This is a genomic window from Xanthomonas sp. D-36-1 (assembly GCF_017746155.1).
GTDB lineage: Bacteria > Pseudomonadota > Gammaproteobacteria > Xanthomonadales > Xanthomonadaceae > Xanthomonas > Xanthomonas cissicola.
This window is the reverse complement of record NZ_JAGHWR010000011.1, coordinates 14,018-38,975: the sequence shown is the minus strand read 5'-3', so window position 1 is coordinate 38,975 and position 24,958 is coordinate 14,018. Positions and strand designations below refer to the sequence as shown.

The 24,958-nt window shown below is 64.9% G+C and carries 19 protein-coding genes, 1 other RNA gene and 1 pseudogene; 12 read left to right on the top strand and 9 right to left on the bottom strand.

Going from position 1 to position 24,958, the window contains the following annotated elements:
- Positions 1 to 5 precede the first annotated feature (5 nt).
- Entirely contained in the window at positions 6 to 530 is a 525-nt protein-coding gene (locus tag J7367_RS03765) for a hypothetical protein (RefSeq protein ID WP_139792660.1), read from the bottom strand.
- 163 nt (positions 531 to 693) lie between these two features.
- Entirely contained in the window at positions 694 to 1,050 is a 357-nt protein-coding gene (locus tag J7367_RS03760) for a hypothetical protein (protein ID WP_254894383.1), read from the bottom strand.
- A 497-nt stretch (positions 1,051 to 1,547) separates the two neighbouring features.
- On the opposite strand from J7367_RS03760, the gene J7367_RS03755 reads away from it, so the two are divergent.
- On the top strand, positions 1,548 to 3,080 hold the full coding sequence (locus tag J7367_RS03755; protein WP_057664228.1) for an aldehyde dehydrogenase family protein: 1,533 nt from the start codon (positions 1,548 to 1,550) through the stop codon (positions 3,078 to 3,080).
- A 167-nt stretch (positions 3,081 to 3,247) separates the two neighbouring features.
- On the opposite strand, the gene J7367_RS03750 is transcribed toward J7367_RS03755, so the two are convergent.
- The gene (locus J7367_RS03750) at positions 3,248 to 3,457 is read right to left on the bottom strand and encodes a hypothetical protein (protein WP_139792658.1); all 210 of its coding nucleotides are present in this window, start codon (positions 3,455 to 3,457) and stop codon (positions 3,248 to 3,250) included.
- 204 nt (positions 3,458 to 3,661) lie between these two features.
- Between J7367_RS03750 and J7367_RS03745 the strand changes: the two genes are divergently transcribed.
- The 7 genes and pseudogenes from J7367_RS03745 to J7367_RS03715 all read left to right on the top strand — a co-directional run bounded on the left by J7367_RS03745 (position 3,662) and on the right by J7367_RS03715 (position 10,057).
- Positions 3,662 to 3,946, top strand: coding sequence for a DUF4190 domain-containing protein (locus J7367_RS03745; protein ID WP_057664237.1), 285 nt, complete (start codon positions 3,662 to 3,664; stop codon positions 3,944 to 3,946).
- Between the two features lie 2 nt (positions 3,947 to 3,948).
- The gene (locus J7367_RS03740; RefSeq protein WP_057664225.1) at positions 3,949 to 4,716 is read left to right on the top strand and encodes a class I SAM-dependent methyltransferase; all 768 of its coding nucleotides are present in this window, start codon (positions 3,949 to 3,951) and stop codon (positions 4,714 to 4,716) included.
- 5 nt (positions 4,717 to 4,721) lie between these two features.
- Positions 4,722 to 5,777: a quinone-dependent dihydroorotate dehydrogenase gene (locus J7367_RS03735; protein ID WP_007965740.1), complete on the top strand. Its 1,056-nt coding sequence runs from the start codon at positions 4,722 to 4,724 to the stop codon at positions 5,775 to 5,777.
- On the top strand, positions 5,774 to 6,826 hold the full coding sequence (murB, locus tag J7367_RS03730; protein WP_057664223.1) for a UDP-N-acetylmuramate dehydrogenase: 1,053 nt from the start codon (positions 5,774 to 5,776) through the stop codon (positions 6,824 to 6,826). The genes J7367_RS03735 and murB overlap by 4 nt, the downstream gene beginning before the upstream one ends.
- A pseudogene (locus tag J7367_RS03725) lies at positions 6,820 to 7,731 on the top strand (DMT family transporter). Before murB ends, J7367_RS03725 begins: the two are co-directional and overlap by 7 nt.
- Positions 7,732 to 7,874: 143 nt before the next feature.
- Positions 7,875 to 8,579: an aspartate/glutamate racemase family protein gene (locus J7367_RS03720; RefSeq protein WP_057664221.1), complete on the top strand. Its 705-nt coding sequence runs from the start codon at positions 7,875 to 7,877 to the stop codon at positions 8,577 to 8,579.
- A 194-nt stretch (positions 8,580 to 8,773) separates the two neighbouring features.
- Positions 8,774 to 10,057 carry an MFS transporter gene (locus J7367_RS03715; RefSeq protein WP_057664218.1) on the top strand — a complete coding sequence of 428 codons (1,284 nt, stop codon included), beginning with the start codon at positions 8,774 to 8,776 and terminating at the stop codon, positions 10,055 to 10,057.
- 3 nt (positions 10,058 to 10,060) lie between these two features.
- On the opposite strand, the gene J7367_RS03710 is transcribed toward J7367_RS03715, so the two are convergent.
- The 3 genes from J7367_RS03710 to ispG all read right to left on the bottom strand — a co-directional run bounded on the left by J7367_RS03710 (position 10,061) and on the right by ispG (position 12,178).
- Positions 10,061 to 10,138, bottom strand: a non-coding RNA gene (locus J7367_RS03710) — sX9 sRNA.
- A gap of 62 nt (positions 10,139 to 10,200) precedes the next feature.
- Positions 10,201 to 10,932, bottom strand: coding sequence for a phosphatase PAP2 family protein (locus tag J7367_RS03705; protein WP_057664216.1), 732 nt, complete (start codon positions 10,930 to 10,932; stop codon positions 10,201 to 10,203).
- Positions 10,913 to 12,178 (bottom strand): flavodoxin-dependent (E)-4-hydroxy-3-methylbut-2-enyl-diphosphate synthase, encoded by a 1,266-nt coding sequence (ispG, locus tag J7367_RS03700; protein WP_007965749.1) that lies wholly within the window; start codon positions 12,176 to 12,178, stop codon positions 10,913 to 10,915. Before ispG ends, J7367_RS03705 begins: the two co-directional genes overlap by 20 nt.
- Positions 12,179 to 12,560: 382 nt before the next feature.
- Between ispG and J7367_RS03695 the strand changes: the two genes are divergently transcribed.
- Positions 12,561 to 13,787 carry an ATP-binding protein gene (locus tag J7367_RS03695; RefSeq protein WP_057659222.1) on the top strand — a complete coding sequence of 409 codons (1,227 nt, stop codon included), beginning with the start codon at positions 12,561 to 12,563 and terminating at the stop codon, positions 13,785 to 13,787.
- The gene (locus J7367_RS03690; RefSeq protein WP_017158628.1) at positions 13,784 to 14,350 is read left to right on the top strand and encodes a response regulator transcription factor; all 567 of its coding nucleotides are present in this window, start codon (positions 13,784 to 13,786) and stop codon (positions 14,348 to 14,350) included. Before J7367_RS03695 ends, J7367_RS03690 begins: the two co-directional genes overlap by 4 nt.
- Positions 14,351 to 14,535: 185 nt before the next feature.
- Here the strand turns inward: J7367_RS03690 and J7367_RS03685 are convergent, their stop codons facing one another.
- Complete coding sequence (locus J7367_RS03685; RefSeq protein ID WP_057659221.1) at positions 14,536 to 15,522, bottom strand: glycoside hydrolase family 5 protein; 987 nt, start codon at positions 15,520 to 15,522, stop codon at positions 14,536 to 14,538.
- A gap of 484 nt (positions 15,523 to 16,006) precedes the next feature.
- On the opposite strand from J7367_RS03685, the gene J7367_RS03680 reads away from it, so the two are divergent.
- Positions 16,007 to 17,863 carry an EAL domain-containing protein gene (locus tag J7367_RS03680; protein WP_057659217.1) on the top strand — a complete coding sequence of 619 codons (1,857 nt, stop codon included), beginning with the start codon at positions 16,007 to 16,009 and terminating at the stop codon, positions 17,861 to 17,863.
- A 198-nt stretch (positions 17,864 to 18,061) separates the two neighbouring features.
- Here J7367_RS03680 and J7367_RS03675 read toward each other — a convergent pair whose 3' ends face one another.
- Together J7367_RS03675 and J7367_RS03670 are read right to left on the bottom strand one after the other, a co-directional pair.
- Positions 18,062 to 19,624, bottom strand: a complete 1,563-nt coding sequence (locus J7367_RS03675) for a sodium/sugar symporter (RefSeq protein WP_057659225.1) — start codon at positions 19,622 to 19,624, stop codon at positions 18,062 to 18,064.
- A gap of 254 nt (positions 19,625 to 19,878) precedes the next feature.
- Positions 19,879 to 22,491 (bottom strand): exo 1,3/1,4-beta-D-glucan glucohydrolase, encoded by a 2,613-nt coding sequence (locus tag J7367_RS03670; RefSeq protein ID WP_057659215.1) that lies wholly within the window; start codon positions 22,489 to 22,491, stop codon positions 19,879 to 19,881.
- Between the two features lie 434 nt (positions 22,492 to 22,925).
- On the opposite strand from J7367_RS03670, the gene J7367_RS03665 reads away from it, so the two are divergent.
- Positions 22,926 to 24,881 (top strand): alkaline phosphatase PhoX, encoded by a 1,956-nt coding sequence (locus J7367_RS03665; protein ID WP_057659212.1) that lies wholly within the window; start codon positions 22,926 to 22,928, stop codon positions 24,879 to 24,881.
- Positions 24,882 to 24,958: the final 77 nt, after the last annotated feature.

The following is a 24,958-nucleotide window of genomic DNA, read 5'->3' as shown; positions in this document are numbered from 1 at the left end:
GTTGATCAGACCTTCCTTAGGCGCATCAACTCTTCAAACATCGCCTGCTTCCCCTTCACCGCTCTGGGATCTTTCTCGGTAAAGAGCGCACTCAAATACTGTCTGTCTGCGCCACTCACACACGGGAAATCAACAACTCGGCCCCTGACGATGCTTCGAAGTTCAAGCTGGCTCGTGTGCTCCATCTTAGACAGTGCCGGAACAAGCGCATCGCGCCGTTCGATGGGTTGTTCGCCGACGATGATCCCTTCACTCATCCTCAAACCGACAAGGCCCGGGGCGTATTCGCACCACTCGTCTAAGACGGAAGCTGTCGAGTTCTGCGCGCTAAAAACCAAGCGCTTTCCAGGCGAAGTGCGCGCCCATGTCGCCAAAAGCTGCAACCGTGCAGCATCTCGAAGCGGCCCATGGCGCTTAGAAGCATAGTCTTTTGTGACGGGTAGATCTTGTCCGGGTGATGCCCGCACTTCGCGCAGGACTCCTTCAATAGCATTGAGTGAAAACTGCTGCGACAGCGAAACCTGAGGCATTTCCGAACCCTGCTAATTATCGTGAACTCATCGCGGGGACTGAGCAATTTTTCCCATCGATGAAAAGAGTCAAGACAAGACTTTGGCGCCTGAGCCCACTACCGCTGTTGCAAGGGCTTCAAGCAGCATACCCTGGGGTGACCATGGCACAAACTCCCCATAACTATTGTCCAGAATTTGAATGCAGTTCATTTCGCGCCTGCTCAGCTCTAGCTTTGGCTTCCACGTAGCGAAGCTCTTTCAGCACCTTAGCCGCGACCTCCCCCAGCTCATCGGCCAATTCCTGCTCGCCCCCCATCACTTGCTCCCAGAAGCCTGCCGCACGCACGAAACCGAGGCGCGGCCCAATGGCAGACCGTCGTCGGGAGGATGAAGGAGTGATAATGGGGGCGACCGGCTGAGGTGCGGGCGCTGGATCCAAGATCTCGGCCAACGCTTCAATGGGCATCTGGATCAATCCGTCGATCTTGCGAGCACCCGGATAGCGCCCCGACTGCATGCCTTCGCGCACGCGTTGCACTACCCCTCTCGTGCTTTGGCCACGAAGCACATGTGCGACCTCGTCCGGCCGAAGTGCATAGCGCTGCGGATACAACTCTCGAAGCGTTTGAAGCGCGCTTGCAGACATACGAGATGGACCATCCCTAGACTCATTACACATGTCTTATAGCGCAGCCTAGGAGACCTTGGAAGCCGTGGCAATGCTGTGGCGAACAAGCGCTATTGGAAGCTGCTTTGGGATGTCTAGACCTGCATCGCCTCCGCCGAACGGGCGACCCCAGGCCTTATTAAACAACAGGTTAAACAAGATAGCGGTGACCCCTCAATTTCCCCTCTTCCTTAGGAGGGGGACGCTCTATCCAGCTGAGCTACGGGGCCAAGGGTGGCATTGTCGCACGATCGTTGCGATTGCCAAGCCGGCCGGCGGTGGGCGGCCGGCGGAGCCTGCTAAAATCGGCGGCTACCGTGTTGCGGGTGGCTCTGCCACCACGACCGCCACTGTTTCCAGGAGATCCCATGTCCGCTGACCTGCTCAAGGCGCTCGACCTCGCTGCGTCCAATTCCGGCACCTATCTTGGCGAGGCGACCTGGTCGCAGGCCACCGGCGCCGGGGTGCTGCAGCCGCTCAATCCGACCACCAACGCGGTGATCGCCGAGGTGCAGGCCACCACGCCGGAAGACTACGAGCTGATCGTCCAGCGCGCGCAGGCGGCCTTCAAGGTGTGGCGCACCACGCCGGCGCCGCGTCGCGGTGAAGCCGTGCGTCTGTGCGGCGAGGCGTTGCGTGCGCACAAGGATGCGCTCGGTTCGCTGGTGGCGCTGGAAATGGGCAAGAGCAAGCCCGAAGGCGATGGCGAAGTGCAGGAGATGATCGACATCGCCGACTTTGCCGTGGGCCAGAGCCGCATGCTGTACGGCTACACCATGCATTCGGAGCGCCGCGGCCACCGCATGTACGAGCAGTACCAGCCGCTGGGCCTGGTCGGCATCATCAGTGCGTTCAACTTCCCGGTGGCGGTATGGGCCTGGAATGCGTTTTTGGCGGCGATTTGCGGCGATATCTGCATCTGGAAGCCGTCCAACAAGACGCCGTTGACCGCGATTGCCACGATGAAGATCTGCAACGCGGCACTGAAGGATGCCGGCTTCCCGGACATCTTCTTCCTGATCAACGATGCCGGCACGGCGCTGTCGGAGAAGCTGGTCGAAGACACCCGCGTGCCGTTGATCAGCTTCACCGGTTCGACCCAGATCGGCCGCGTGGTGGCAGAGAAGGTCGCCCGTCGCCTGGGCCGCTGCCTGCTGGAACTGGGCGGCAACAACGCCATCATCCTGGACGAAACCGCCGACCTGAAGCTGGCCATCCCGGGCATCGTGTTCGGCGCCGTCGGCACTGCCGGGCAGCGCTGCACCACCACCCGCCGGCTGATCGTGCACGCCTCCATTTATGACACCGTGCTGGCAACGCTGGTCAAGGCGTACAAGCAGCTCGACAGCAAGATCGGCGACCCGACCGACCCGGCAAACCTGATGGGCCCGCTCAACAGCCAGGGCGCCGTTGCGCAGTTCCTGGACTCGATCGCCAAGGCGAAGGCGGCCGGCGGCACGGTCGAAGTGGGCGGCACGGCGATCGATCGCCCGGGCAACTTCGTGCTGCCGGCGATTGTCACGGGGCTGCAGAACAGCGACGAGGTGGTGCAGCACGAGACCTTTGCGCCGATCCTGTACGTGATGAAGTACAGCACGTTGGATGAGGCGATCGAGCTACAGAACGGCGTGCCGCAGGGCCTGTCGTCATCGATCTTCACCCAGAACCTGAAGGCGGCCGAGAAGTTCCTGTCGGCGGCGGGCAGCGATTGCGGCATCGCCAACGTCAATATCGGTACCTCGGGTGCGGAGATCGGCGGCGCGTTCGGCGGCGAGAAGGAAACCGGCGGCGGGCGCGAGTCCGGCTCGGATGCGTGGAAGGTCTATATGCGTCGCCAGACCAACACCATCAACTACTCCGATTCGTTGCCGCTGGCACAGGGCATCAGGTTCGATCTTTGATCGGAAGCGGCTGGCAAGAGCACCGCGCTGCCGTCAGGCGGACGCGGTCGCTGCCCGGCACGGCACCTGCCATGTGGGCACTCCAGGGCTGAGCGCGCGGCTTGCATCCGCGCCGATTATTCGCTCCGTTTCGCTGATCACTGGAAGACTGTAAGGCGCATCTGGCCTTAGCCGGCGCGTCCTTTTGCGATGCAGCCGTGCTGCGACGACATACGGATGCAGGCTGACATGGACTGGCTGCAGCTCCTGATGCGGGTGGACGTGAAGCCGAAAGCCTGTCTTTGCTGCACGAAGCCGCGCCCGGCCACCACTCTCAGCTTGGATTGCAGCAGCAGCTGCCGACCTGCAAATGACAGCGTCGCAAGCGCGAACCGCATGGCCTGCATCGTCGGCTAAGCCAAGCCGCGTCGCCCATCTGCGATAGCACCAAGGCGGCCAGATCGGACCGTTCAACCCGTCAAATTTGACTCACCACGCCCAGCCGACTGCGTTTGGCCGCAAACGGCACGCCTTTTGCCCGGCGGCTCTGGGATAATCGTGCAACGCCAGCCTTCGGCTGCCTGCTCTTCAAGGAGTTCATGATGAACGTTGTCGTTCGACAGACCAGCGCCATGGCGATCGTCAGCCTGGTTGCCGGCATTCTCGGCTGGACGCTGATCCCGTTCCTGGGCAGCATCTGCGCCATCATTACCGGGCATCTGGCCCGCGCGGAAATCCGCCGCAATCCACAGGCCCTGGACGGCGAAGGCCTGGCCATCGGCGGTCTCATCATGGGCTGGCTGGCAGTGGCGCTCTGGATTGTGGGGATCGCGTTTTTCCTGCTGTTCTTCGGCGGCATGGCCTGGCTTGCGGCCGCCAACAGTTGAGCATGGCCACGCCCTCCTCCGCCCAGCGCTTCAACGACCGCGTGGCGGCCTACGTGCGCTACAGGCCCAGTTACCCGCCGCAGTTGCTGCGCTGGCTGCACGGAGAACTGGGCGTGACGCCCGCAACGGCAGTGGCCGACATCGGCGCCGGCACCGGCATTTCCGGCCGCCTGTTTTTGGAAGCCGGATATGCGGTGACGGCGGTGGAGCCCAACCAGGCCATGCGCGAAGCGGCGCTGCAGTGGCTGGCGGAATACCCTAAGTTTCAGGCGATCGCCGGCACCGCCGAAGCCACCGGGCTGGACGATGCCAGCGTGGGCCTGGTGTCTGCGGCACAAGCCTTCCACTGGTTCGACATGCGGGCCGTGCGCGACGAATGGGCGCGCATCCTGCAACCCGGGGGGCTGGCGGTGGTGTACTGGAATTCGCGCGAACTGGACAGCACCGCGTTCCTGCGCGGTTACGAGCAGTTGCTGCTGGATTACGGCACCGATTATTCCGCAGTGGCCGAGCGGTATCAGGACGATGCCACCATGCAGGCGTGGTTCGGCGAGGGTTTCCGCGCAATGGCGCGTTTCCCGAATGTGCAGCGGCTGGATTTCGAGAGCCTGCGCGGCCGCCTGCTATCGTCCTCTTACGCCCCGCTCGCGCACGACCCACGTCATGCCCCGATGCTTGCCGCGCTACGCACGTTGTTCGATGCGTATGCGTACGATGGGCTGATCGACTTCCAATACCAAACCCGCGTGTTCGCCGGGAGATTGAACTGACCCGCATGTATTCGCTTGCCCGCCCCTTCCTGTTTTCCCTGGATGCCGAGCGCGCCCACGCGCTGGCGTTGCGCTCCATCGACACCGCCTACCGCACCGGCACCACGGCGTTGCTGGCCAGGCGCCCGGTGCCGCTGCCCACCCCGGCTTTCGGCCTGATGTTCCCCAACCCGGTCGGGCTGGGTGCCGGGTTGGACAAGAACGGTGAGCACATCGATGCGTTATTTGCGCTGGGCTTTGGCTTTGTCGAGATCGGCACGGTGACGCCGCGCGCGCAGGAGGGCAACCCGAAGCCACGTATGTTCCGATTGCCGGAATACCAGGCGGTGATCAACCGCATGGGCTTCAACAATCTGGGCGTGGATGCGCTGGTGGCCAACGTGCAGCGCGCACGCCGCACGGCAGGCCTGCTCGGCATCAACATCGGCAAGAACAAGGACACGCCCAACGAGGAGGCCACCAGCGACTACCGTTACTGCATGGAGCGCGTGTATCCGCTGGCCGACTACATCACGGTCAACATCTCCTCGCCCAACACCGCAGGCTTGCGCGAGTTGCAGGAAGAACAATCGCTGCGCCGCCTGATTTCCGACTTGCGCGAAACCCAGGAAGCGCTAAGCGCGCAGCATGGCAAACGTGTGCCGATGCTGGTCAAGGTGGCGCCGGACCTCAACGACCGCGACATCGATGCCGCCGCACGCGTGCTGGCCGACCTGGCAGTGGATGGCGTGATCGCCACCAATACCACGGTGACGCGCACGCTGGTGGCCAATCACCCGCTGGCTGCCGAAGCCGGTGGTCTGTCCGGCGCGCCGCTGCTGGGGCAATCCACGCTGGTGCTGCGGCGCCTGCGCGCGCGCCTGCCCGAATCGATTCCGTTGATTGGCGTGGGCGGCATCAACTCCGGCGCCGATGCGGTGGCCAAGATGGCAGCCGGTGCGAGCCTGGTGCAGTGCTACAGCGGGTTGGTGTATCGCGGCCCGCAGCTCATCGGCGAATGCGTCAACGCCATCCGACGCCGCCGCGAAGCGCCCAGCGGCGGTGCGGTGTCGCCGTTATGAGCGATGCAGTGCAGACAGGCTGGCAGCTGAGCGAACAGGCGCCGCTGCGTGCGCTCAACACCTTCCATGTCGAAGCCACCGCGCGCTGGTTGCTCAATGTCCACGCGCCTGAGGCATTGCCGCAGGCATTGGCTGCGCCCGAGATCGCCGGACAACCGTTGCTGGTGCTGGGCAGCGGCAGCAATGTCTTGCTGGCCGGCGATCCGCCAGGCTGCGTGCTGTGTTTCGACAACCGCGAGACGTCCATCATCGCGCACCGTGCCGACCACGCCATCGTGCGGGCCGGCGCCGGCGTGAACTGGCATGCGCTGGTGCTGTATGCGCTGCAGCAGGGCTTGTCGGGGCTGGAAAACCTGGCACTGATTCCGGGCACCGTGGGCGCCTGCCCGATCCAGAACATTGGCGCGTACGGCGCGCAGGTGGGCGACTTCATCCACGTGGTGGAAGCCTTCGACCGGCATAGCCAGCAGTTCGTGCGGCTGGATGCGGCCGACTGCGCGTTCGGCTACCGCGACAGCGTGTTCAAGCAGCAGCCCGAGCGTTATCTGATCGTGGCGGTGGAATTCAATCTACCGCTGCTGCACGAACTGCGGCTGGACTACGCCGGCATTCGCGAGGAACTGGCAGGCATGGGCGCCGAACTGGCAGGCGCGGCCGATGTGGCGCAGGCGGTGATCAACATCCGTCGCCGCAAGCTGCCGGACCCGGATGTGCTGGGCAATGCGGGCAGTTTCTTCAAGAACCCATTGCTGCCGAGCGAGCAGATTGCCGCGTTGCAGGCCAGCTTTGCCGACATGCCGGTGTATCCGGGCGAGCAGGCCGGCCAGGGCAAATTGTCGGCCGCCTGGCTGATCGAGCAATGCGGCTGGAAGGGCAAGCGCGAAGGCGACGCGGGCGTGTCGCCCGACCACGCGCTGGTGCTGGTCAATTACGGCACCGCCACGGGCGCGCAGTTGCTGGATTTCGCGCGACGCATCGCCGAGTCGGTGCGCGAGCGCTATTCGGTGATTCTGGAGCCGGAACCGCGCATCATCGGGGCGCATTGGTGACGCCAGCGCAGGTTTCGCAGCGAGCCGCGCTGTGGATGCTCACCAGTACCGTCGCCTTCGGGCTGATGGCAATCACCATCCGCCTGGCCTCGAGCACCATTGCCACCGCCGAGATCGCATTTTTCCGCAATGCGTTCGGGTTGCTGACGTTGTTGCCGTTGATCCTGCGGCCGGGCAAGCCGCTGCCGCGCACGCGGCAATTGCCGCGGTACTTCGCCCGTACCTTGATCGGCCTGGCCTCGATGCTGTGCGGGTTTTGGGCGATCGGCCATCTGCCCCTGTCGCAGGCCATCTCGCTCTCCTACTCCACGCCGTTATTCGTCACGGTGCTGGCAGTGGTGTGGCTGCATGAGCAGGTACGGCTGCGGCGATGGCTGGCGGTGGCGGCGGGTTTTATCGGCGTGCTGGTGATCCTGCGGCCGGGCTCGTCCACGTTCACGCCCGGCTTGCTGATTGCGCTGCTGGCTGCGGTCATCAGCGCCATCGTCGCGATCCAGATCAAACAGCTCTCGCGCAGCGACGACTCCGACACGGTGGTGTTCTACACCTACGTGTTCTGGGTGCCGATGTCGCTGATTCCGGCGCTGTTCCAATGGACATGGCCGCAGGGCATCGACTGGGTATGGCTGGTGGCCACTGGCATCTTCGGCACCGCCGGGCAGTTGTTCTGGACGCGCGCACTCAAGCTGGGCGAAGTCTCTGCGCTGCAGCCGATCAGCTTCATGCAACTGCCGTTGGTGGCGCTGCTGGGCTGATGGCTGTTCGGCGAGGCGATCGAACGCCACACCGTGATCGGTGCGGCCATCATCGTCGGCGCCAACGTCTATATCGCCCATCGCGAAACCGTGCTGGCGCGTCGCGCTGCGACGCATGCGCCGGTGGAAGGCGCCAAGCCGGGCGAATGAGCGACGCTCCCTGAGCTGGCTGCGCGTGGTCGGGCATGCCTCTTGTCGGTACTGCCGACGTACACTTCGTTCGTAATGCGCAGTGCACGCTCTGCACTGCACGTCGAGCGATCCGTCATCCAATGCACTGTCACGGAGTTCGCATGCCGGTTCCAAGCAAGACACTCGGTTTGATCGGTGGAATGAGCTGGGAATCCACGCTGCCCTACTACCGCATCATCAATCAGCGCGTCCGCCATGCATGCGGCGGCCTGCATTCGGCGAAGCTGCTGCTGTATAGCGTCAATTTCCACGAGATCGAGCGACTGCAGCACACCGGCGATTGGGATGGCGCTGGCCAGGCGATGGCAGCCGCCGCGCGTGCGCTGCAGGCAGCAGGCGCCGACTTCATCGTGCTATGCACCAACACCATGCACTGCGTTGCCGACGCGATTACCGCCGCGACGCCACTGCCGCTGCTGCATATCGCCGATGCCACCGCCGATGCGCTCGTCGCAGCGGGCATCAGCCGGATCGGATTGCTCGGCACGCGCTTCACCATGGAGCAGCCGTTCTATCGCCAGCGCCTGCAGGCACGTGGCCTGGACGTGCTGGTGCCCCCGGCCGAAGCACGCGCGCAGCTGCATCGCGTGATCTACGACGAACTCTGCCAGGGCGTGATCAAGCCCGAATCGCGCCAATACGTCTGCCAGGTCATGACCGAGCTCGGCCAGCACGGTGCGCAAGCGATCATCCTGGGCTGCACCGAGATTTCGCTGCTGGTGGACAGCACCGATGCGCAACTGCCGCTGTTCGACACCACCGCACTGCATGCCGAGGCAGCGGCGCTGGCGAGCGTGTCCGGCTGATCCGCAGCGAAGGCCCGGACGCGTGCGGCAACCGAAGCCCGCAGGCGTGTTCGCCCCAGGCCTGATAGGTGCCATCGGCATTTCATTGCCGAAAACGGCGTAGCGACGGCCCCGCCCGGCAGCTAGCATTGCCTGCTCGGCGCATCAGCAGGCTTCAATGGCAATGCGCGCCACCCGCGACAGGATGCGATTGCATGACCACCCATGCCCCACCAACGCAGCTCACCCGCAGCGATTACAAAACGCTGGGCTTGTCCGCGCTGGGCGGCGCGCTGGAGTTCTACGACTTCATCATCTTCATTTTTTTCGCCAAGGTGCTGGGCGAGTTGTTCTTTCCGCCAGGCATCCCGGAGTGGACGCGGCAGCTGCAGACATTCGGCATCTTTGCGGCCGGCTACCTGATCCGCCCGTTGGGCGGCATCGTGATGGCCCACTTCGGCGATCTGCTTGGTCGCAAGCGCATGTTCGCGCTGAGCATCGGATTGATGGCACTGCCTACATTGGCCATTGGCGTGCTGCCGACCTACGCGCAGATCGGCGTGGCCGCACCGCTGCTGCTGTTGACGATGCGCCTGCTGCAGGGTGCCGCCATCGGTGGCGAAGTTCCCAGTGCGTGGGTGTTCGTGGCAGAACACGTGCCGGCACGGCGCACAGGGCTGGCCTGCGGCACCTTGACCGCTGGCCTGGCTGCTGGCGTGCTGCTTGGCTCGCTGAGTGCCGGCGCACTGAATCGTGCGTTTTCTCCGGACCAAATCGCCGGGTACGCCTGGCGCCTGCCGTTTCTGGCCGGCGGCATCTTCGGGCTGCTGTCGGTGTACTTGCGGCGCTGGCTGCATGAAACGCCAGTGTTCGCCGAACTGGTTGCCATGCGCGCACTGGCACGCGAAACGCCAGTGAAGGTGGTACTGCGCGATCACCCGCGCAGTCTGGCAATGTCGCTGTGGCTGACCTGGGTGATCGCCGCTGCAGTGCTGGTGGTGTCGCTGATGACACCCACGCTGCTGCAGAGTGCATACGGCTACCCAGCACCGGTGGCGTTGCAGGCCAATCTTCTGGCAGTGCTGCTGCAGGCGGTCGGCTCGGTGGTGGCCGGGGCACTGTCGGATCGTTGGGGCAACGGGCGTGTGCTGCTGGCCGGAAGCGTGCTTCTGGGCGTCAGCGCATGGCTGTTCTACCGCCTTGCGGGCGTCCCGTACCTGCTGTTCCCGCTGTATGCCCTGCTCGGCGCTGCACTGGGCGTGCTGGGTGCGATTCCGCGGGTGATGGTCGAGGCGTTTCCACCGGTGGTTCGCCTGTCCGGGGTGTCGTTCGCCTACAACCTGGGCTATGCCGTGTTCGGCGGCCTGACTCCGCTGCTGGTGGTGATGCTGCTCAAGCAGCACCCGATGGGGCCGGCGTACTACGTGATCTTGCTGGCTTCCATCGGCGCCATCGTTGGCGCCCGGCTATCGCAACGGGAGCGTACCCGTCGCTGGTAGAGCGGCTAACAAAAACGGGGCAGGCAGTGGTCAGGTGGGCGTGGACGACGCGCCTAGAACTGGAGTGTTCGAGTGGTACCTGCTCGATTCCGAGCACCGGTCACGCCCGCCTGGCAGCTGTGCAGTAGTTTTGTCAGCTGCTCTCAATCGGAAAACGGCACGCGCCCGGGCTGCTCCACCACCGCTCCAGCCGGCGTGCGCCAATGCGGCCGCCGCGCGCCGCGGAACATCACCAGATACAGCCCGACCACCCACACCAGCGCGGCCGACCAGCCGCCCAGGATGTCGGACGGATAATGCACGCCCAGGTAGATGCGCGAGATGCCCACCAGCAGCGCGAACAAGCTGGCGACAATGGTCACCGGCCAGCGCCAGCGCGTGCTCCAGGCCAGCGCGATGACGACCGCTGCCAGCGTCATCGAGCCCATCGCATGGCCGCTGGGAAAGCTGAACGTGCTTTCCGGGGCGATCGATTCCCACAGGCTCGGGCGGTCGCGCTGGAAAAACTGCTTGGCGCCCATGTTGAGCAGCGCCGAGCCACCGAATCCCAGCGCGGCAAACGTGCCCTCGCGCCAACGCTGCAAGACCAGCAATACCAGCGCAATGGCGATATCGGCCGGAATCACGCCGTACTGGTAGCCCACCTTGGAGATCGCGCCGAAAAACGCATCCAGCTCAGGCGTGGCGATGCTGCGCATGCTCCACAGCAGCGGCTCGTCGAAGTAGACATTTTCCAGCGCGTGGACTTCGTCGGCCAGGTCCACGAACAGGCCCAACGGGAGCAGCACCCCGGCAAACAGCAACGCCATCCGCCACGCATTGCTACGCAACCATCCCTTGAACCCGGCCGGCGATTCAGCCGACGCGGCGGACATAGGTGCGTTCGACGTATTGATCGATCAACTCGATGAATTCGTACGCGATGTTTTCGCCGCGCAAGGTGACGCTCTTTTCGCCATCGATGAACACCGGCGCCGAAGGTGCCTCGCCCGTGCCCGGCAGCGAAATGCCGATATTGGCGTGGCGCGATTCGCCTGGCCCGTTGACCACGCAGCCCATCACCGCCAGGGTCATGTTTTCCGCGCCCGGGTTGCTGATCTTCCACTCCGGCATCTTGGCGCGCACGTGGTTCTGCACTACCCCGGCCAGCTCCTGGAAGAACTCGGAGGTGGTGCGGCCGCAGCCCGGGCAGGCGGTGACCATCGGGGTGAAGGCACGCTGGCCGGTGGTCTGCAGCAGTTCCTGTGCCACCACCACTTCCTGGGTGCGCGACTGCCCCGGCTCGGGGGTCAGCGAAATACGAATGGTGTCGCCGATGCCTTCCTGCAACAGCACGCTCAGTGCGGCCGCCGAAGCCACGATGCCCTTGCTGCCGATGCCGGCTTCGGTGAGCCCCAGATGCAGCGCGAAATCGCAGCGGCTGGCCATGTCGCGATACACCGCGATCAGCTCCTGCACACCGGACACCTTGGCCGACAGGATGATGCGCTCGCGCGGCAGGCCCAGCTCCACCGCACGCTCGGCCGAATCCACCGCCGAGCGGATCAGCGCCTCGCGCAGCACCCGGCCGGCATCCCACGGGGTATCGCGTTGCGAATTTTCGTCCATCAGCTGCGCTGCCAGCGACTGGTCCAGCGAGCCCCAGTTGGCGCCGATCCGCACCGGCTTGCCGTACTTGATGGCGAACTCGATCAACTGACCGAACTGCAGGTCCTTCTTCTTGCCGAACCCGACATTGCCCGGATTGATGCGGTACTTGGCCAGCGCCTCGGCGCAGGCCGGCTCGGCAGCGAGCAATTGATGGCCGTTGTAATGGAAGTCGCCGATCAAAGGCACTTCGATGCCCATCATGCGCAGCTTGTCGACGATGCGCGGAATGGCGGCAGCGGACTCGGCATTGTTGACGGTCAGGCGCACCATTTCCGAGCCGGCGCGCCACAGATCGGCCACCTGCTTGACGCTGCCGGCGATGTCGGCGGTGTCGGTGTTGGTCATCGACTGGACGACGACCGGATGGCCCCCGCCTACGGTCACGCTGCCGATCTTGACGGCCTGGGTGATGCGGCGCGGCCAGGCGGTGGCGTCGGCGGGAGGGGTTGGGCGGGTCACGGCGTCATGCATCCCGCTATTTTAGCCTGTCCGCCGTGCGCTCACAGCTGAAGCGAGAGGCACGCCGATCTCTAGAGCGTGTTCTGTACGTTGAGGTGAGTGCGAAGCGTCCGGTGGCGCGTCGGGACAAGGCGGGCGCTGCGGCCCAGGCTGGCCGCCTGGGCAAGGCGCGCAACGCGGTATCGGCGCGCTGCAGGCCGCTTCCCGGAGGGTTGGCCGCCAGCGGCGGGCGGCGGGCGGCTTGCCTTGGCGCCAGCCAAGCCGGAGCCATGCAGCCCCCCCTCCGCACCGCTGGCGGCCGACGCATCTCAATCTCAACGTGCATAACCCGCTCTAGGCCGATGCGACGGTTTGTCGCAGGCCACCATCTTCTCAAGCGCATAGCATTGCCGTGATGAACAGCTCCGACGCTTCCTTCCTGCGGACCCTCTGCAGCCTGCGCTGGCTGGCCACTGCCGGCCAGGCCGCCACCATCCTGGTCGCGACCGGGCTGATGGGCCTAAACCTGCCGCAGCAACCCCTGTGGGCCGGCGTGGCCGCGTTGGCGGTCTTCAACCTGTATGCGCAGCTGCGCGTGGCACACCGCGGCGCGGTGAGCCCGGCCACCGAGTTCGGGCACATCCTGGTCGACGTGACCGTGCTGACCTGGATGGTGGGCTGGAGCGGCGGCATCGCCAACCCGTTCGGCTCGTTGTTCCTGGTGCTGATCGCGCTGGCCGCACTGGCACTGCCGCTGAGCTGGGCGATGGCGGTAGCGGCATCGTGCGTGGCCGGCTATGTGATCAGCGCGGCGTTCGGGCTGCCGCTGCCCTACGGCGGCTTCGACCCGCTCAGCCTGCACATGTGGGGCATGGCGGCCAACTTCCTGCTGTCCACCGTGGTGGTGCTGGCGTTCGCGACACGGCTGGCTTTTTCGATGCGCGAGCGCGAGCGCGAAATCTCCACATTGCGTGAGCGCTTTGCGCGCAACGAAGGCATCGTCGCGCTGGCCACGCATGCGGCCTCGGTGGCGCACGAATTGAACACGCCGCTGGCCACCATGACCCTGCTGGTGGACGACATCGCCGATCAGTGCGAGCAGGGCGAATTGCGCGAAGACCTGGATACCTTGCGCGAGCTGCTGGTGCAGTGCCATGAGCGCGTGCTGGCATTGGCGGCACCGGCCGACAACGGCCATCTGAGCCGCGAGGTGGCGGTGAAAGACGTGCTGGAACAATGGCGCCTGGTGCGTCCCACCATCGAGCTGCGCCGCAATGATGACGCACCGATGCGGCTGATGCTGCAGCCCGGCGTCAGCCACCTGCTGATGGTGCTGCTCAACAATGCCGCCGATGCCGGCGAACGGGCCGGGCGTCCGCAGATCGACCTGACCCTGCGGGTGGAACACGACCATCTCAGCGGCGAAGTGCGCGACTACGGACCCGGCTTCGACACCGCGCAAGCGATGCTGCCGGGCACGCTGTTCAATAGCGGCAAGCACGACGGCATGGGCGTCGGGCTGGCGCTCTCGCATGCCACTGTCGAACGCCTGCAGGGCGAGCTGTGGATGCTGCCCGCCGAAGGCAGCGGCGCGCGCGTCGGTTTCCGTCTGCCGCTCTCCGACCACGAGGCACTCGCATGACAAGTCCCCCAATCCGTACCGGCCTGCTGGTCGACGACGACACCTTGTACCTGCGCACGCTGCAACGCAGCCTTGCACGCCGCGGCGTGGAAACGCTCACCGCCACCGATGCGGCCAGTGCATTGTCCACGGCACGCAGCGCGTTGCCGGATTTTGCGTTGATCGATCTCAAGCTCGGCCACGACTCCGGTTTGAGCCTGATCCAGCCGCTGCGCGAGATCCGCGCCGACATGCGCATCCTGCTGGTCACCGGTTACGCCAGCATCGCCACGGCGGTGGAGGCGATCAAACTCGGCGCCGATGACTACCTGCCCAAGCCGGCCAATATTCCCACCATTATGCGGGCGCTGGGCGAAGAGGATGACGAGTTGCCAGAGCCGGACGAAGAAGAAAGCGCGCAGGAAATGATGACGCCGCTCAGCCGCTTGCAGTGGGAGCACATCCAGCAGGCGCTGCACGAAACCGGCGGCAACGTGTCGGCGGCCGCGCGCCTGCTCGGCATGCATCGCCGATCGCTGCAGCGCAAGCTGACCAAGCGCCCGAGCCCGGGGCCGTTACGCTAGCCGTCTTGCCCCTGTCGCCGGACCTTATACGGCAGGCATATCGCGAAGACTTGTGACGCATCTGAAATGCGTGTCACGCGTGCCGGTGTGCCGATGCCGGCTGCGCAACGGCGCACAGATCGACAGCGTTGCAATGCCCTTGTGCGCGGCCGAAAAACTACAGTTTCCGGCTGCAGGACTTCATCTCACAGCGGGCCGAACACGCTTGCCCGACGCGAGGTTGCCGCGATGCCATCGGTGCCCAGGATCAGGTTGCGGCCCCAGCTGCTCAGTTGTGCGGCATTCCAGCCGATCGCGATATCCAGCGACTGCGTGCTGCTGTCGTTGCCCGACCATGACCAGCCCATGTAGCCAACCTTGTAGTCGCGCGCGCGGCGCATGATCGCCGCTTCGTCCACATGCGCACCGCGCTGGTCGCCACCGAATTCGCCGATCACCAGCGCCAGCTTTTTATCGTTAAAGGCGCGCAGGTAATTGTTGATCGTGGCATCGCTACCGAACACCTCGTACATGTGCACGCTGAATACCAGGTTGCGGCGGCTGTCGCGGGCCAGCAGCACAGCGGCGTTGTCGCGCATGTAGAACTGCCAGTCCTGGCCCCAGTTGGGCGCATCCACCATCAAGGCGTGGGTCAGTCCATTCTTGCGCAAAGTGGCGATGGCGGTGGCATGGCCGTTGACCCATTCGCTGGCAGTCAGGCTATTGCCGAACGGTTCGTTGGCGATATTGATGACCACACGGTCTTCGTTGCCGATCAGCGCCTTGCGGATGGCGACCCAGTAATTGGTCGCATTGACCAGATTCGCAGCGGCGGTGTCTTCGCCGTAGCCGGTGGTGTCGTGGACCTCCAGCACGGCGATCAAGCCCAGGCTTTTGCAGCGCGCGATGATGCGGGCCACATCGGCCTCCGGTGTGCGCGTCCAGCGGTAGCCGGAACTGAGCACGACGCGCACGCTGTTGGCACCGGTGGCCGCAATGACTGCCAACGCCGCATCGGTGCGGCCCGCGTACCAGGCATGTGGAAGATTGACGCCGCGCAGCACCAACGCATTGCCATTGGACTCGCGCAACTGCGTGCCGGACACCGTGAGCCCGGCATGGGCGGCAGACGACAGCGCCAGTCCGGCGACGACGAGAAGCGTGCGTTGTGCAAAAGACAGCAATGAATTCACGATAATTCCAGAAAAGAAGTGACAAAAGCCGCGATGGCCAACTCACAGCGCGAGTGAAGACTGTGTCAACTCGTGTCACGCATGAGGCGAATGCGCATCACAAAAGCAAACATCGGCCAAAGACCATTGGTCGCATGCGCGACGCGGATGGTTGCGCTGCGTCAACACTGCTGCCTCCAAAAGGTGATCGGCAGCGCACGCGGGATATTTAGGCGTCGCCACCGGAGGGCATGCGCCACTGCGCATCGGAGCGTGTCCACGTCCTGCAACGGCAGCATTGGCCGGTCGAGGGAAGCGGATCGACCGTTTCCGGCGCATGCCTGCGACAGCGCTGCGCAAATGGCATTCCGATCGCGCGCGGCGCGTGTGTGGCTCTGCCAAGGCACTGTTCGTGTGTTCCAACGCGGCCCGGGCCCGCCTGCTGCAACTGAACGGCACCCATCAGCGCCAATCAAGGGATTACGCTTCAGGCCGATACGAGCACATGCCTTCCCTGCCTGCCCCCGTCGCGTCTCTTCTTCCGCCCACGCTCGACGAGTCCACCCGGCTCGAGGTGCTGCGCGGCCTATGCCTGCTGGATTCGCCGCCAGACCCGGTGTTCGACACCGTGGCGGCCATGGCAGCGCGCAGCCTGGACGCGGAAATTGCGTTGGTATCGCTGGTGGACGAGCACCGCCAGTGGTTCAAGGCGCGCATTGACCTGGAAGCGCGCGAAACGCCGCGTAGCCAGGCGTTCTGCGCGCATGCAATCCGCTCGGACGAAGTGATGGTGGTGCCGGATGCGCAACTGGATCCGCGCTTTTGCGACAACCCGCTGGTGCTGGGCCCGCCATTCATTCGCTTCTATGCCGGCGCACCGTTGAAGCTGAGCGACGGCCATAGCATCGGCACCCTGTGCGTGATCGGCACCAGCCCGCGCCCCGGGCTGGATCAAGCTGCAATCACGCACCTGGAAGGCCTGCGCGACCTGGCCGTGCTGCGCGTGGAAAACCTGCGCAGTACCACCTACCGCGATGGTCCGACCGGGCTGCCCAACCGCTCGCGCTTCAGCGAAGACCTGGATACCTGGCTGTCGCAACGCGACACGGCGCCGGCCACCACGGCAGTGGCCATCGATGTCTGCGGCAGCGACTACTTCCGCGATATGGTCAAGGCGCTGGGCTGGGAATACGCAGACGGCTACGTCGCCCTGGCACAGCGTCGCCTTGCCGCCTACCTGCCTGGCGGCACCCTGCTGTATCGGCTGGACCCGACCACCTTCGGTTTCCTGGCGCAGGCCGAAGGCCAGCGCCTGGCCACGCTATGCACCAAGGTCTCCAAGGCGTTCACCGAGCCCTTGGAACATCAGGGCATTCCACATACCGCAGTGGCTTCGATCGGCGCGGTCTCGCTGCAATCCAGCTACGGCGCCGCCGATACCATCCGCTCGCTGACCACCTCGGTGGATATTGCACGCGAGCGCTGCCTGCCGTGGAGCATGTACGAGCGCAAGCACGATGTTGCCCAGCGCAACACCTTCCGCCTACTCGCCGCCCTGCCCGCGGCCCTGGACAGTGCCAGCCAGCTGCGCCTGCACTTTCAGCCGCGCGTGGATCTGCACGACCACCGTTGCGTCGGCGTGGAAGCCTTGCTGCGCTGGCAACACCCGATGATCGGTCCGGTGATGCCGTCGGATTTCATTCCGATGGCCGAAAAAACCGCGCTGATCAACCGCATCACGGCCTGGGTCATCGACAACGGCATCGCGCAGGCAGCGCGCTGGCAGCAGCAAGGCCTGGACTTCAACCTGGCCTTGAACGTGTCGGCTGCCGATCTGGACCGCCCCGGCTTTGCCGGCCTGCTGCGGCGCGGTCTGGACCGTCACAAGCTGGATCCGCGGCGGCTGGAAATCGAATTCACCGAAAGCGCGATGATTCGCCACCCCGACCACCTGGCCGAACAACTGGCCACCATTGCAGCGCTGGGCGTGCATATCGCCATCGACGACTTCGGCACCGGCTACAGCAATTTCAGCTATCTCAAGCAGCTGCCGGCCAGTTCGTTGAAGATCGATCAATCCTTCATCCGCTCGCTGCCGGACAGCCAAACCGATCGCACCCTGGTACCGGCGATGATCCAGCTTGGCCACAGTCTGGGCCAGCGTGTGGTCGCCGAAGGCATCGAATCGGCGGAGGCGTACGCGCAATTGCGCGCCTGGGGCTGCGACGAAGGCCAGGGCTACTGGATCGCCAAACCGATGCCGGCCGCCGCGTTGGAAACCTGGCTGGAAACGCCGTGGCACGAGCGACATGCCGCGCCGGCCAACCTGCTTGCCGCCAGCTTGGCCGCGGCGCGCGTCTAGGCGCAGCCAACAAACCAACCGCTTCCACCATTCGGTGGCGCGTGCGGTACGCGAGCGGCATCTCCCACGCGTGCACAGTGGATCCTGTGGGCCATCCAAACCCGCTTGACGAAGCTCGCCGCCGAAACGGCAGGCTGTCAACGCAGCGCGGCGCAACACCAAGGTGCCGCGCCGCGCTGCATTTCAAGACATGGCTGCTTACCAGAACACGGTGTACAGCACGATCAGAATCGCGATCACGCCGGCCGCGCCGATCTTGAAGCCGAGGGTGGTGCCGTAGGCGACGTCGTTGGTACGGATCAGATCGCGTGCCTGCGTGGCAGGCGTCAGCAACGACACCACCACCGCCAATACCAGCGCGGCAACGAACACCACACCGATGCGGTCCATGAATGGCAGTTCGGGCCAGGCGAACTTGAGCGTGAAGGACAACACCACCGAGCCGATCGCCGCGGTCAGCGCGCCGGCTTCGTTGGCCAGCTTCCAGAACAGGCCAAGCATGAAGATCACCACCACGCCCGGGGTAAAGAAGCCGGTGAATTCCTGGATGAACTGAAAGCCCTGATCGAAGTTGCCCAGCAACGGCCGCGCGGTGAGGATGCCGATCAGCACCGAGGCGGCGGCCACGAGACGCCCCACGCGCACCAGCTGCTTCTGCTCGGTCTGCGGACGGAACTTGGCGTAGAAATCCAGGGTGAAGATCGTCGCCACCGAATTGATCTTGGACGCCAGCGAGGCCACGATCGCCGCAACCAACGCGGCAAACACCAGGCCCAGGATGCCGGTCGGCAACAACTGCATCATGGTCGGGTAGGCCTGATCGGGCTTGGCCAGATCAGGCGCCAGCACCACTGCGGCAATGCCCGGCACCACGATCACCAACGGCATCAGCAGCTTCAGGAACGCGGCAAACACCATGCCCTTCTGCGCCTCGCCGATGTTCTTGGCGGCCAGCGCGCGCTGGATGATGTACTGGTTGAAACCCCAGTAACTGATGTTCATCACCCACAGCCCGCCGAACAGCACGCTCAGGCCCGGCAGATCCTTGTAGAACGGGTTGTCCCTGGTCAGGATCATGTGGAAGTGCTCCGGGTGCGCCGTCCACAGGTGCTGGAAGCCGGCCAGCACGCCGGCACCATCGCCAATGCGCGCCAGGGTCAGCCCCGCCACCAGCAGGCCGCCCAGCACCAGCAGGGTGACCTGCACGATGTCGGTCAGCGCCACCGCCTTCAATCCGCCATACAACTGGTAAACCAGCGCGAACACGCCGATCAATGCCAGCGCCAGGGTCTGGTCCATGCCGGTGACCTGGCTGACCGCGATCGATCCCAGCCACAGGATCGAGGTCAGGTTGACGAACACGTACAGCAGCAGCCAGAACACCGCCATCAGCGTGCGGATCCACGTGCCGTAACGCTGCTCCAAGAACTGCGGCATGGTGTAGATGCCGTTGCGCAGGAAGATCGGCAGGAAGAACTTGCCGACGATCAGCAGCGTCAGCGCCGCCATCCATTCGTAGGAGGCGATCGCCAGACCGATCGCATAGCCGGAACCGGCCATGCCGATGATCTGTTCGGCCGAGATGTTCGCCGCGATCAGCGAGGCGCCGATCGCCCACCACGGCAGCGACTTGCTCGCCAGGAAGTAATCCTCGGCGCTCTTGCTGTGGCCTGCCTTCTCGCGCGAGACCCACTGCGCGAGCACGAAGATGCCGGCCAGATAGACCAGCACGATCACGATATCCAACGTCGCCAAACCCACTGCACTCTCCTGTCTGGCTTTGGGGTGTGCGTCGAACGCCAGACAGGCCTGCAGAATGCCGCCGCAACGCACGGCGTGCGCCACGGCAGCGCGGCGAACCGCAGCTGCAGGCCATCCCGGCCGATCGACACGCGCGTCCCGCGGCGGCTGATGACACCACCGATCAGGGTGGCCGCTATACCGCGTCGCCGGCACTGGCGACGCAGCTGTTTGGTCTCATCTCAGGCGCGCACGCACGCCTGCGGGAATGCTGCTTACTTGACCGGGCAGTCGACGGTGACTTCGGCTTCGTTGAGCGCGCCAAGCGACACCTTGGACACCGACAGGTCCAGCGCGGCAGCGCTTTCGATGCTGGCGACCTGGGTCAGCTTGGTCACATCCGCGCCGGCCACTGCGAAGCACTTCAACGGCACGCCGACCACTTTCCACTGGCCTTGCGGCAGCGCAGCCAGGGTCTTCTGGACGTCGACACGACCACCGCACTTGTCGCCACAGCCCACGCCCAGCCACACCGGCGCGGTCACCGCGCTGTCGCGGCGCAGGGTCAGCTGCAACTGCACATCGCCGTTGCTTTCACGCGAGACGTCCACCGGCTTGGCGGACACCAGCAACACGCTGGAGGCGGTACTGCCGGACCACACCAGACGGCGCGCATCTTCCTGCGCCTTGTGGTCGACTGCGGTCATCTTCAGGCTGCCATCGGACAAGCCCACCGGCAGCGTGGTTGCCGGCATGTTGGCCTGACCGGCATTGGACAGCTGCATGGCGATGCCGAGCGCAGGCTTGCCGCGCACGAAGTACATCCCGCCTACCGACTGCTCGCCGGACACGCCGGATTCTTCCGGCAGTGCTGCCAGGTCGCCCTTGTCGGCGTAGGTCAGGCCGAAGCCGAACTTGAACTGCGGGTCGTAGTCCTTCTGGCCGACGTTATTGGCGAACTGCACGGCGGTCTTGGGCCAGGAGAAGCTGAGCTTGCCCTTGAAGTCGTTCTGCACCGAGCCATCGGCCTTGCGCAGCAGCACATCGGCAATGCCCTCGCCTTCGGAGCCCGGCAACCAGGCAGCGACGAACGCGTCGGAGGCGTTGATGTACTGATTCATCCACAGCGGACGCCCGCTCAGGAATACCGCCACCACCGGGATGCCTTCGGCCTTGAGTTTCTTGATCAGGGCCAGTTCGCTTTCGTCGCCCGGCTTGTACAACAGGGTGGCGATATCGCCCTGGAATTCGGCATACGGATTTTCGCCGAACACCACCACGGCCACGTCGGGCTTGGTCTTGTAGGCGCCATCCACGGCCAGCTCGGCGCTGCCGCCGGCGGCCTTGATCTGCTTGTCCAGGCCTTCCCAGATGGTGGTGCCGTTGGGATAGTCGCTGCGCTTGGTGCCGGTGCCCTGCCAGTTCAGGGTCCAGCCGCCGGACTGCTTGCCCATGTCGTTGGCACCGTCGCCCAGCACCAGCACGCGCTTGGTCGGATTCAGCGGCAAGATGCCGGCCTGGTTCTTCAGCAGCACCAGCGACTCACGTACCGCCTGACGGGCGATCGCACGGTGTTCCGGTGCGCCGAGCAATTCGTACTTGCCACCGAGTGGGCGCTTGGACGGCTTGCCGGCCTCGAACAGGCCCAGGCGCATCTTCACGCGCAGGATGCGGCGCACGGCATCGTCCAGACGCTCGGCCGAGATCTGCCCGGACTTCACCGCCGCCAGTTCGGTCTCGTAGATACCTTTCCAGCTGTCGGCGGCCATCGCCATGTCGACACCGGCGATGAACGAGGCCGGGCAGTTCTGGTTGGTGCAGCCCTTGACCTGGCCGTGGCCATTCCAGTCGCCGACCACGAATCCGCCGAAATTCATGCGGCCCTTGAGCACGTCGGTCAGCATGACCTTGTTGCCGTGCATCTTTTCGCCGTTGAAGCTGTTGAACGAGGCCATCACGCTCTGTGCGCCAGCGGCAATCGCAGGCGGATAGCCGGCGGCGTGGATATCGCGCATGGTGGATTCGGACACCTTGGTGTCGCCCTGGTCCTTGCCGTCGGTGGTGCCGCCGTCGCCGACGAAATGCTTCACCGACGAAATGACGTGGCTGCCGTCCAGGAACTGCGGCGTGCCCGGCACGCCCTGTACGCCTTCGACCATCTTGCCGGCAAAGCTGGCCACCACCTCCGGCGACTCGGAATAGCCTTCGTAGGTGCGGCCCCAGCGGTCGTCCTGCGGCACGGCCACGGTCGGCGCAAAGGTCCACTCCATGCCGGTGACGCGGGTTTCGGCAGCGGTGACTTCGCCGATCTTCTTGATCAGTTCCGGATTGCGCGTGGCGCCCAGGCCGATGTTGTGCGGGAACAGCGTGGCGCCGACGATGTTGCTCTGGCCGTGCACCGCATCGATGCCGAAGATGATCGGAATCGCGTTGCCGCCCTTGGAAGTGTCCATCGACGCCTCATAGAACGCGTCGGCCAGCTTCAACCATTCGGCCGGGCTAGCGTTGTACTTGCCGCCCGGATCGGAATTGCCGCCGGCCAGCACCGAGCCGATGCGGTACTTGCGCACGTCGTCCGGGGTCATGCTGGCGATATCGCCCTGGATGGTCTGGGCGACCTTCTCTTCCACGCTCATCTTGGCCATCACATCGGTGATGCGCTGCTCCAGTGCCGCGTCCTGCGGGAACGGCCACTTCCGCGACGGCCACTGGTCCGGATGGATGGCGGTCGAGGCCTCGGCAGGTGCGGCGGCCGGGGCGGTCTTGCTCGCTTCGGCAGCGGTGTCCTTGCCTTGGCAGGCGGCCAGCATCAGCACCGCAGCGGCGGTGGCCAGGCAGAGGGCGCGACGCGCGACGGGCGCGGCGGTACGACGGAGCAGCTTGTCCAAGATTCGTTTCTCCAGGGTGGTTCTCCCACGGCGATGCGTTGCGCCGCAGGCCATTAGGCGGCGTACGCTTGCGTGATTCCCCTACCCTGTCAACAACAGCTGCCCGTATGCCGAATACCGGGCAACTTATTGGCCGCGGCTATAGCATTGGAATACCGGCAGCACCTGTGAAACCGCGCAAAACCACCTGATCTGCCGCAGCGTCTGAGCGCGCGAGCAGATGCACTTTGCTGCATCGCACCACCCGCCGGTCTGACCAATGCGCAGCATCGGCGTGTCAAGGGAATCTGGCAGCGCTCGCTTGCCACCACACGTTCGAATGCAGGCCAACGGGTGAGCCTGCTGTCAAACAACCGTCATACCAGCGGCCTAGCGTGACCGGCTTGCCGATGCGCCACGGCCATCGTTGATCGTCGCCTTTGCCTGGAGTTTCGATGTCCCCCTCCCCCGACCCCTCCCGTCGTCGCCTGATGCAATTGCTGGCGGCCGTCCCCCTATTGCCGCTCGGCAACGCCAGCGCTGCCGCCCTGCAACAGCTTGGCGGTGCGGCGTGGGCCGCGCGCCCGCTGCGGCCGTCGGACAACCCGACCCGCCTGGTCTCGGCCACCTTCCACGGCATGCCGGCGCCGAGCCTGGCCGATCCGGCGGCAATGGCCACCACCACGGTCGGTTCGGCCCTCAGCGTGACCCGCAGCGACGGCAGCACGCAGCGGTATGCGCTGGCCTACCACCCGTTCTTCATTACCGGCGATCAGGTGCCGGACGGCAACGGCGGCACCGTGCTGGCGGGCGGGTACTACGACATCCAGCATCGCCCGATCATCGACCGCTCCAAACCCGGTGCCGAGCGTCCGTTCTTTTCCGATTGCCCGGACGGCTCCTCGCTATTGACCCTGCCCAATGCCAAGGTGCCAGGCGTCAAGGGCAACCATGTGTTCGCAGTGGTGCAGTTCGAATACACCACCCGCGACCAGGCCGGCAACGACACCAACCGTCACCTGCCTGCGCCGATCGCGGTGCTGACGCTGGACCAGGACCCGGCCACCGGCAAGCTGTCGCTGGTGAAGTACCACAACGTCGACACCGCACCGGTCCATGGGCTGTGGACCACCTGCGGCGCCAGCCTGTCGCCGTGGAATACCCACCTGTCCAGCGAAGAGTACGAACCCGATGCCACCGCGCTGGCCGGCAACACCCAGTTCCGCAGCTACAGCACGCATCTGTACGGCGACCCGGAGAAAGCCAACCCGTACCACTACGGCCATCTGCCGGAGATCACCGTGCACCCGGACGGAACGGGGAGCGTGCGCAAGCACTACTGCCTGGGCCGCATCTCGCACGAGCTGGTGCAGGTGATGCCCGACCAACGCACCGTGCTGATGGGCGACGACGCGACCAACGGCGGGCTGTTCATGTTCATTGCCGACCGCAAGGCGGATCTTTCCGCCGGCACCTTGTATGTCGGCAAGTGGCACCAGACTTCGGGCGTCGGACCGGGCGCGGCCACGCTGCGCTGGATCAAGCTCGGCCACGCCACCAGCGCCGAGATCCAGGCCATGGCCGACCGTCTCACCGCTGCCGACATCCTCGACGTGCACCTGAGCGACCCGAGCGATGCTTCGTTCACCAAGATTCCGTTCAACGGCACCTTCAACTGGATCCGCATCAAGCCCGGCATGGAGAAGGCCGCCACGTATCTGGAAACCCATCGCTATGCCGCGCTGGCCGGCGGCAGCCTGGGCTTCACCAAGCTCGAAGGCACCACCGTCAACGCGCGCGACAAGGTCGCCTACATGGCCATGTCCTATATCGTCACCAGCATGCTCAACGGCTCGGGCGATGTGAAAGTGCAGGGTCCGGAAGCTGGCGCGGTGTATGCCCTGAACCTGCGCGGCGGCCAGCGCGATAGCCAAGGCGCGCCGATCCACAGCGATTGGGTGCCGATCGACATGGCCGCCCCGGCCGCCCTCACCGGCCACAACCTGGCCAAGGCCGACGCGCTGGGCAACCTGGCCGACCCGGAACGGATCGCCAACCCGGACAACCTCAAGTTCTCCGAATCGCTGCGCACCTTGTTCATCGGCGAAGACAGCAGCCTGCACGTCAACAATTTCCTGTGGGCCTACAACGTGGACAGCGGCACGCTGACGCGCGTGCTGTCGGTGCCGGCGGGCGCCGAATCGACCGGCCTGCATGCGGTCGACGAGATCCACGGCTGGACCTATGTCATGAGCAACTTCCAGCATCCCGGCGACTGGGAAAGCCCGTTGCACGACACCGTCAAGGCCACGCTGGATCCGCTGGTCCGCGCCAACTACAAGGATCGCTTCGGTGGCGCGGTGGGTTATCTCACCGGCGACCCGGTGGCAGTGCAGTTGAGCAAGGCGTAAGCGTCGCCGTTTCCAGGTACGGCGCTGCATGACGCAACAGCCGACACGTGCAGCGGGGCATTCCCGCTGCTGTCGCA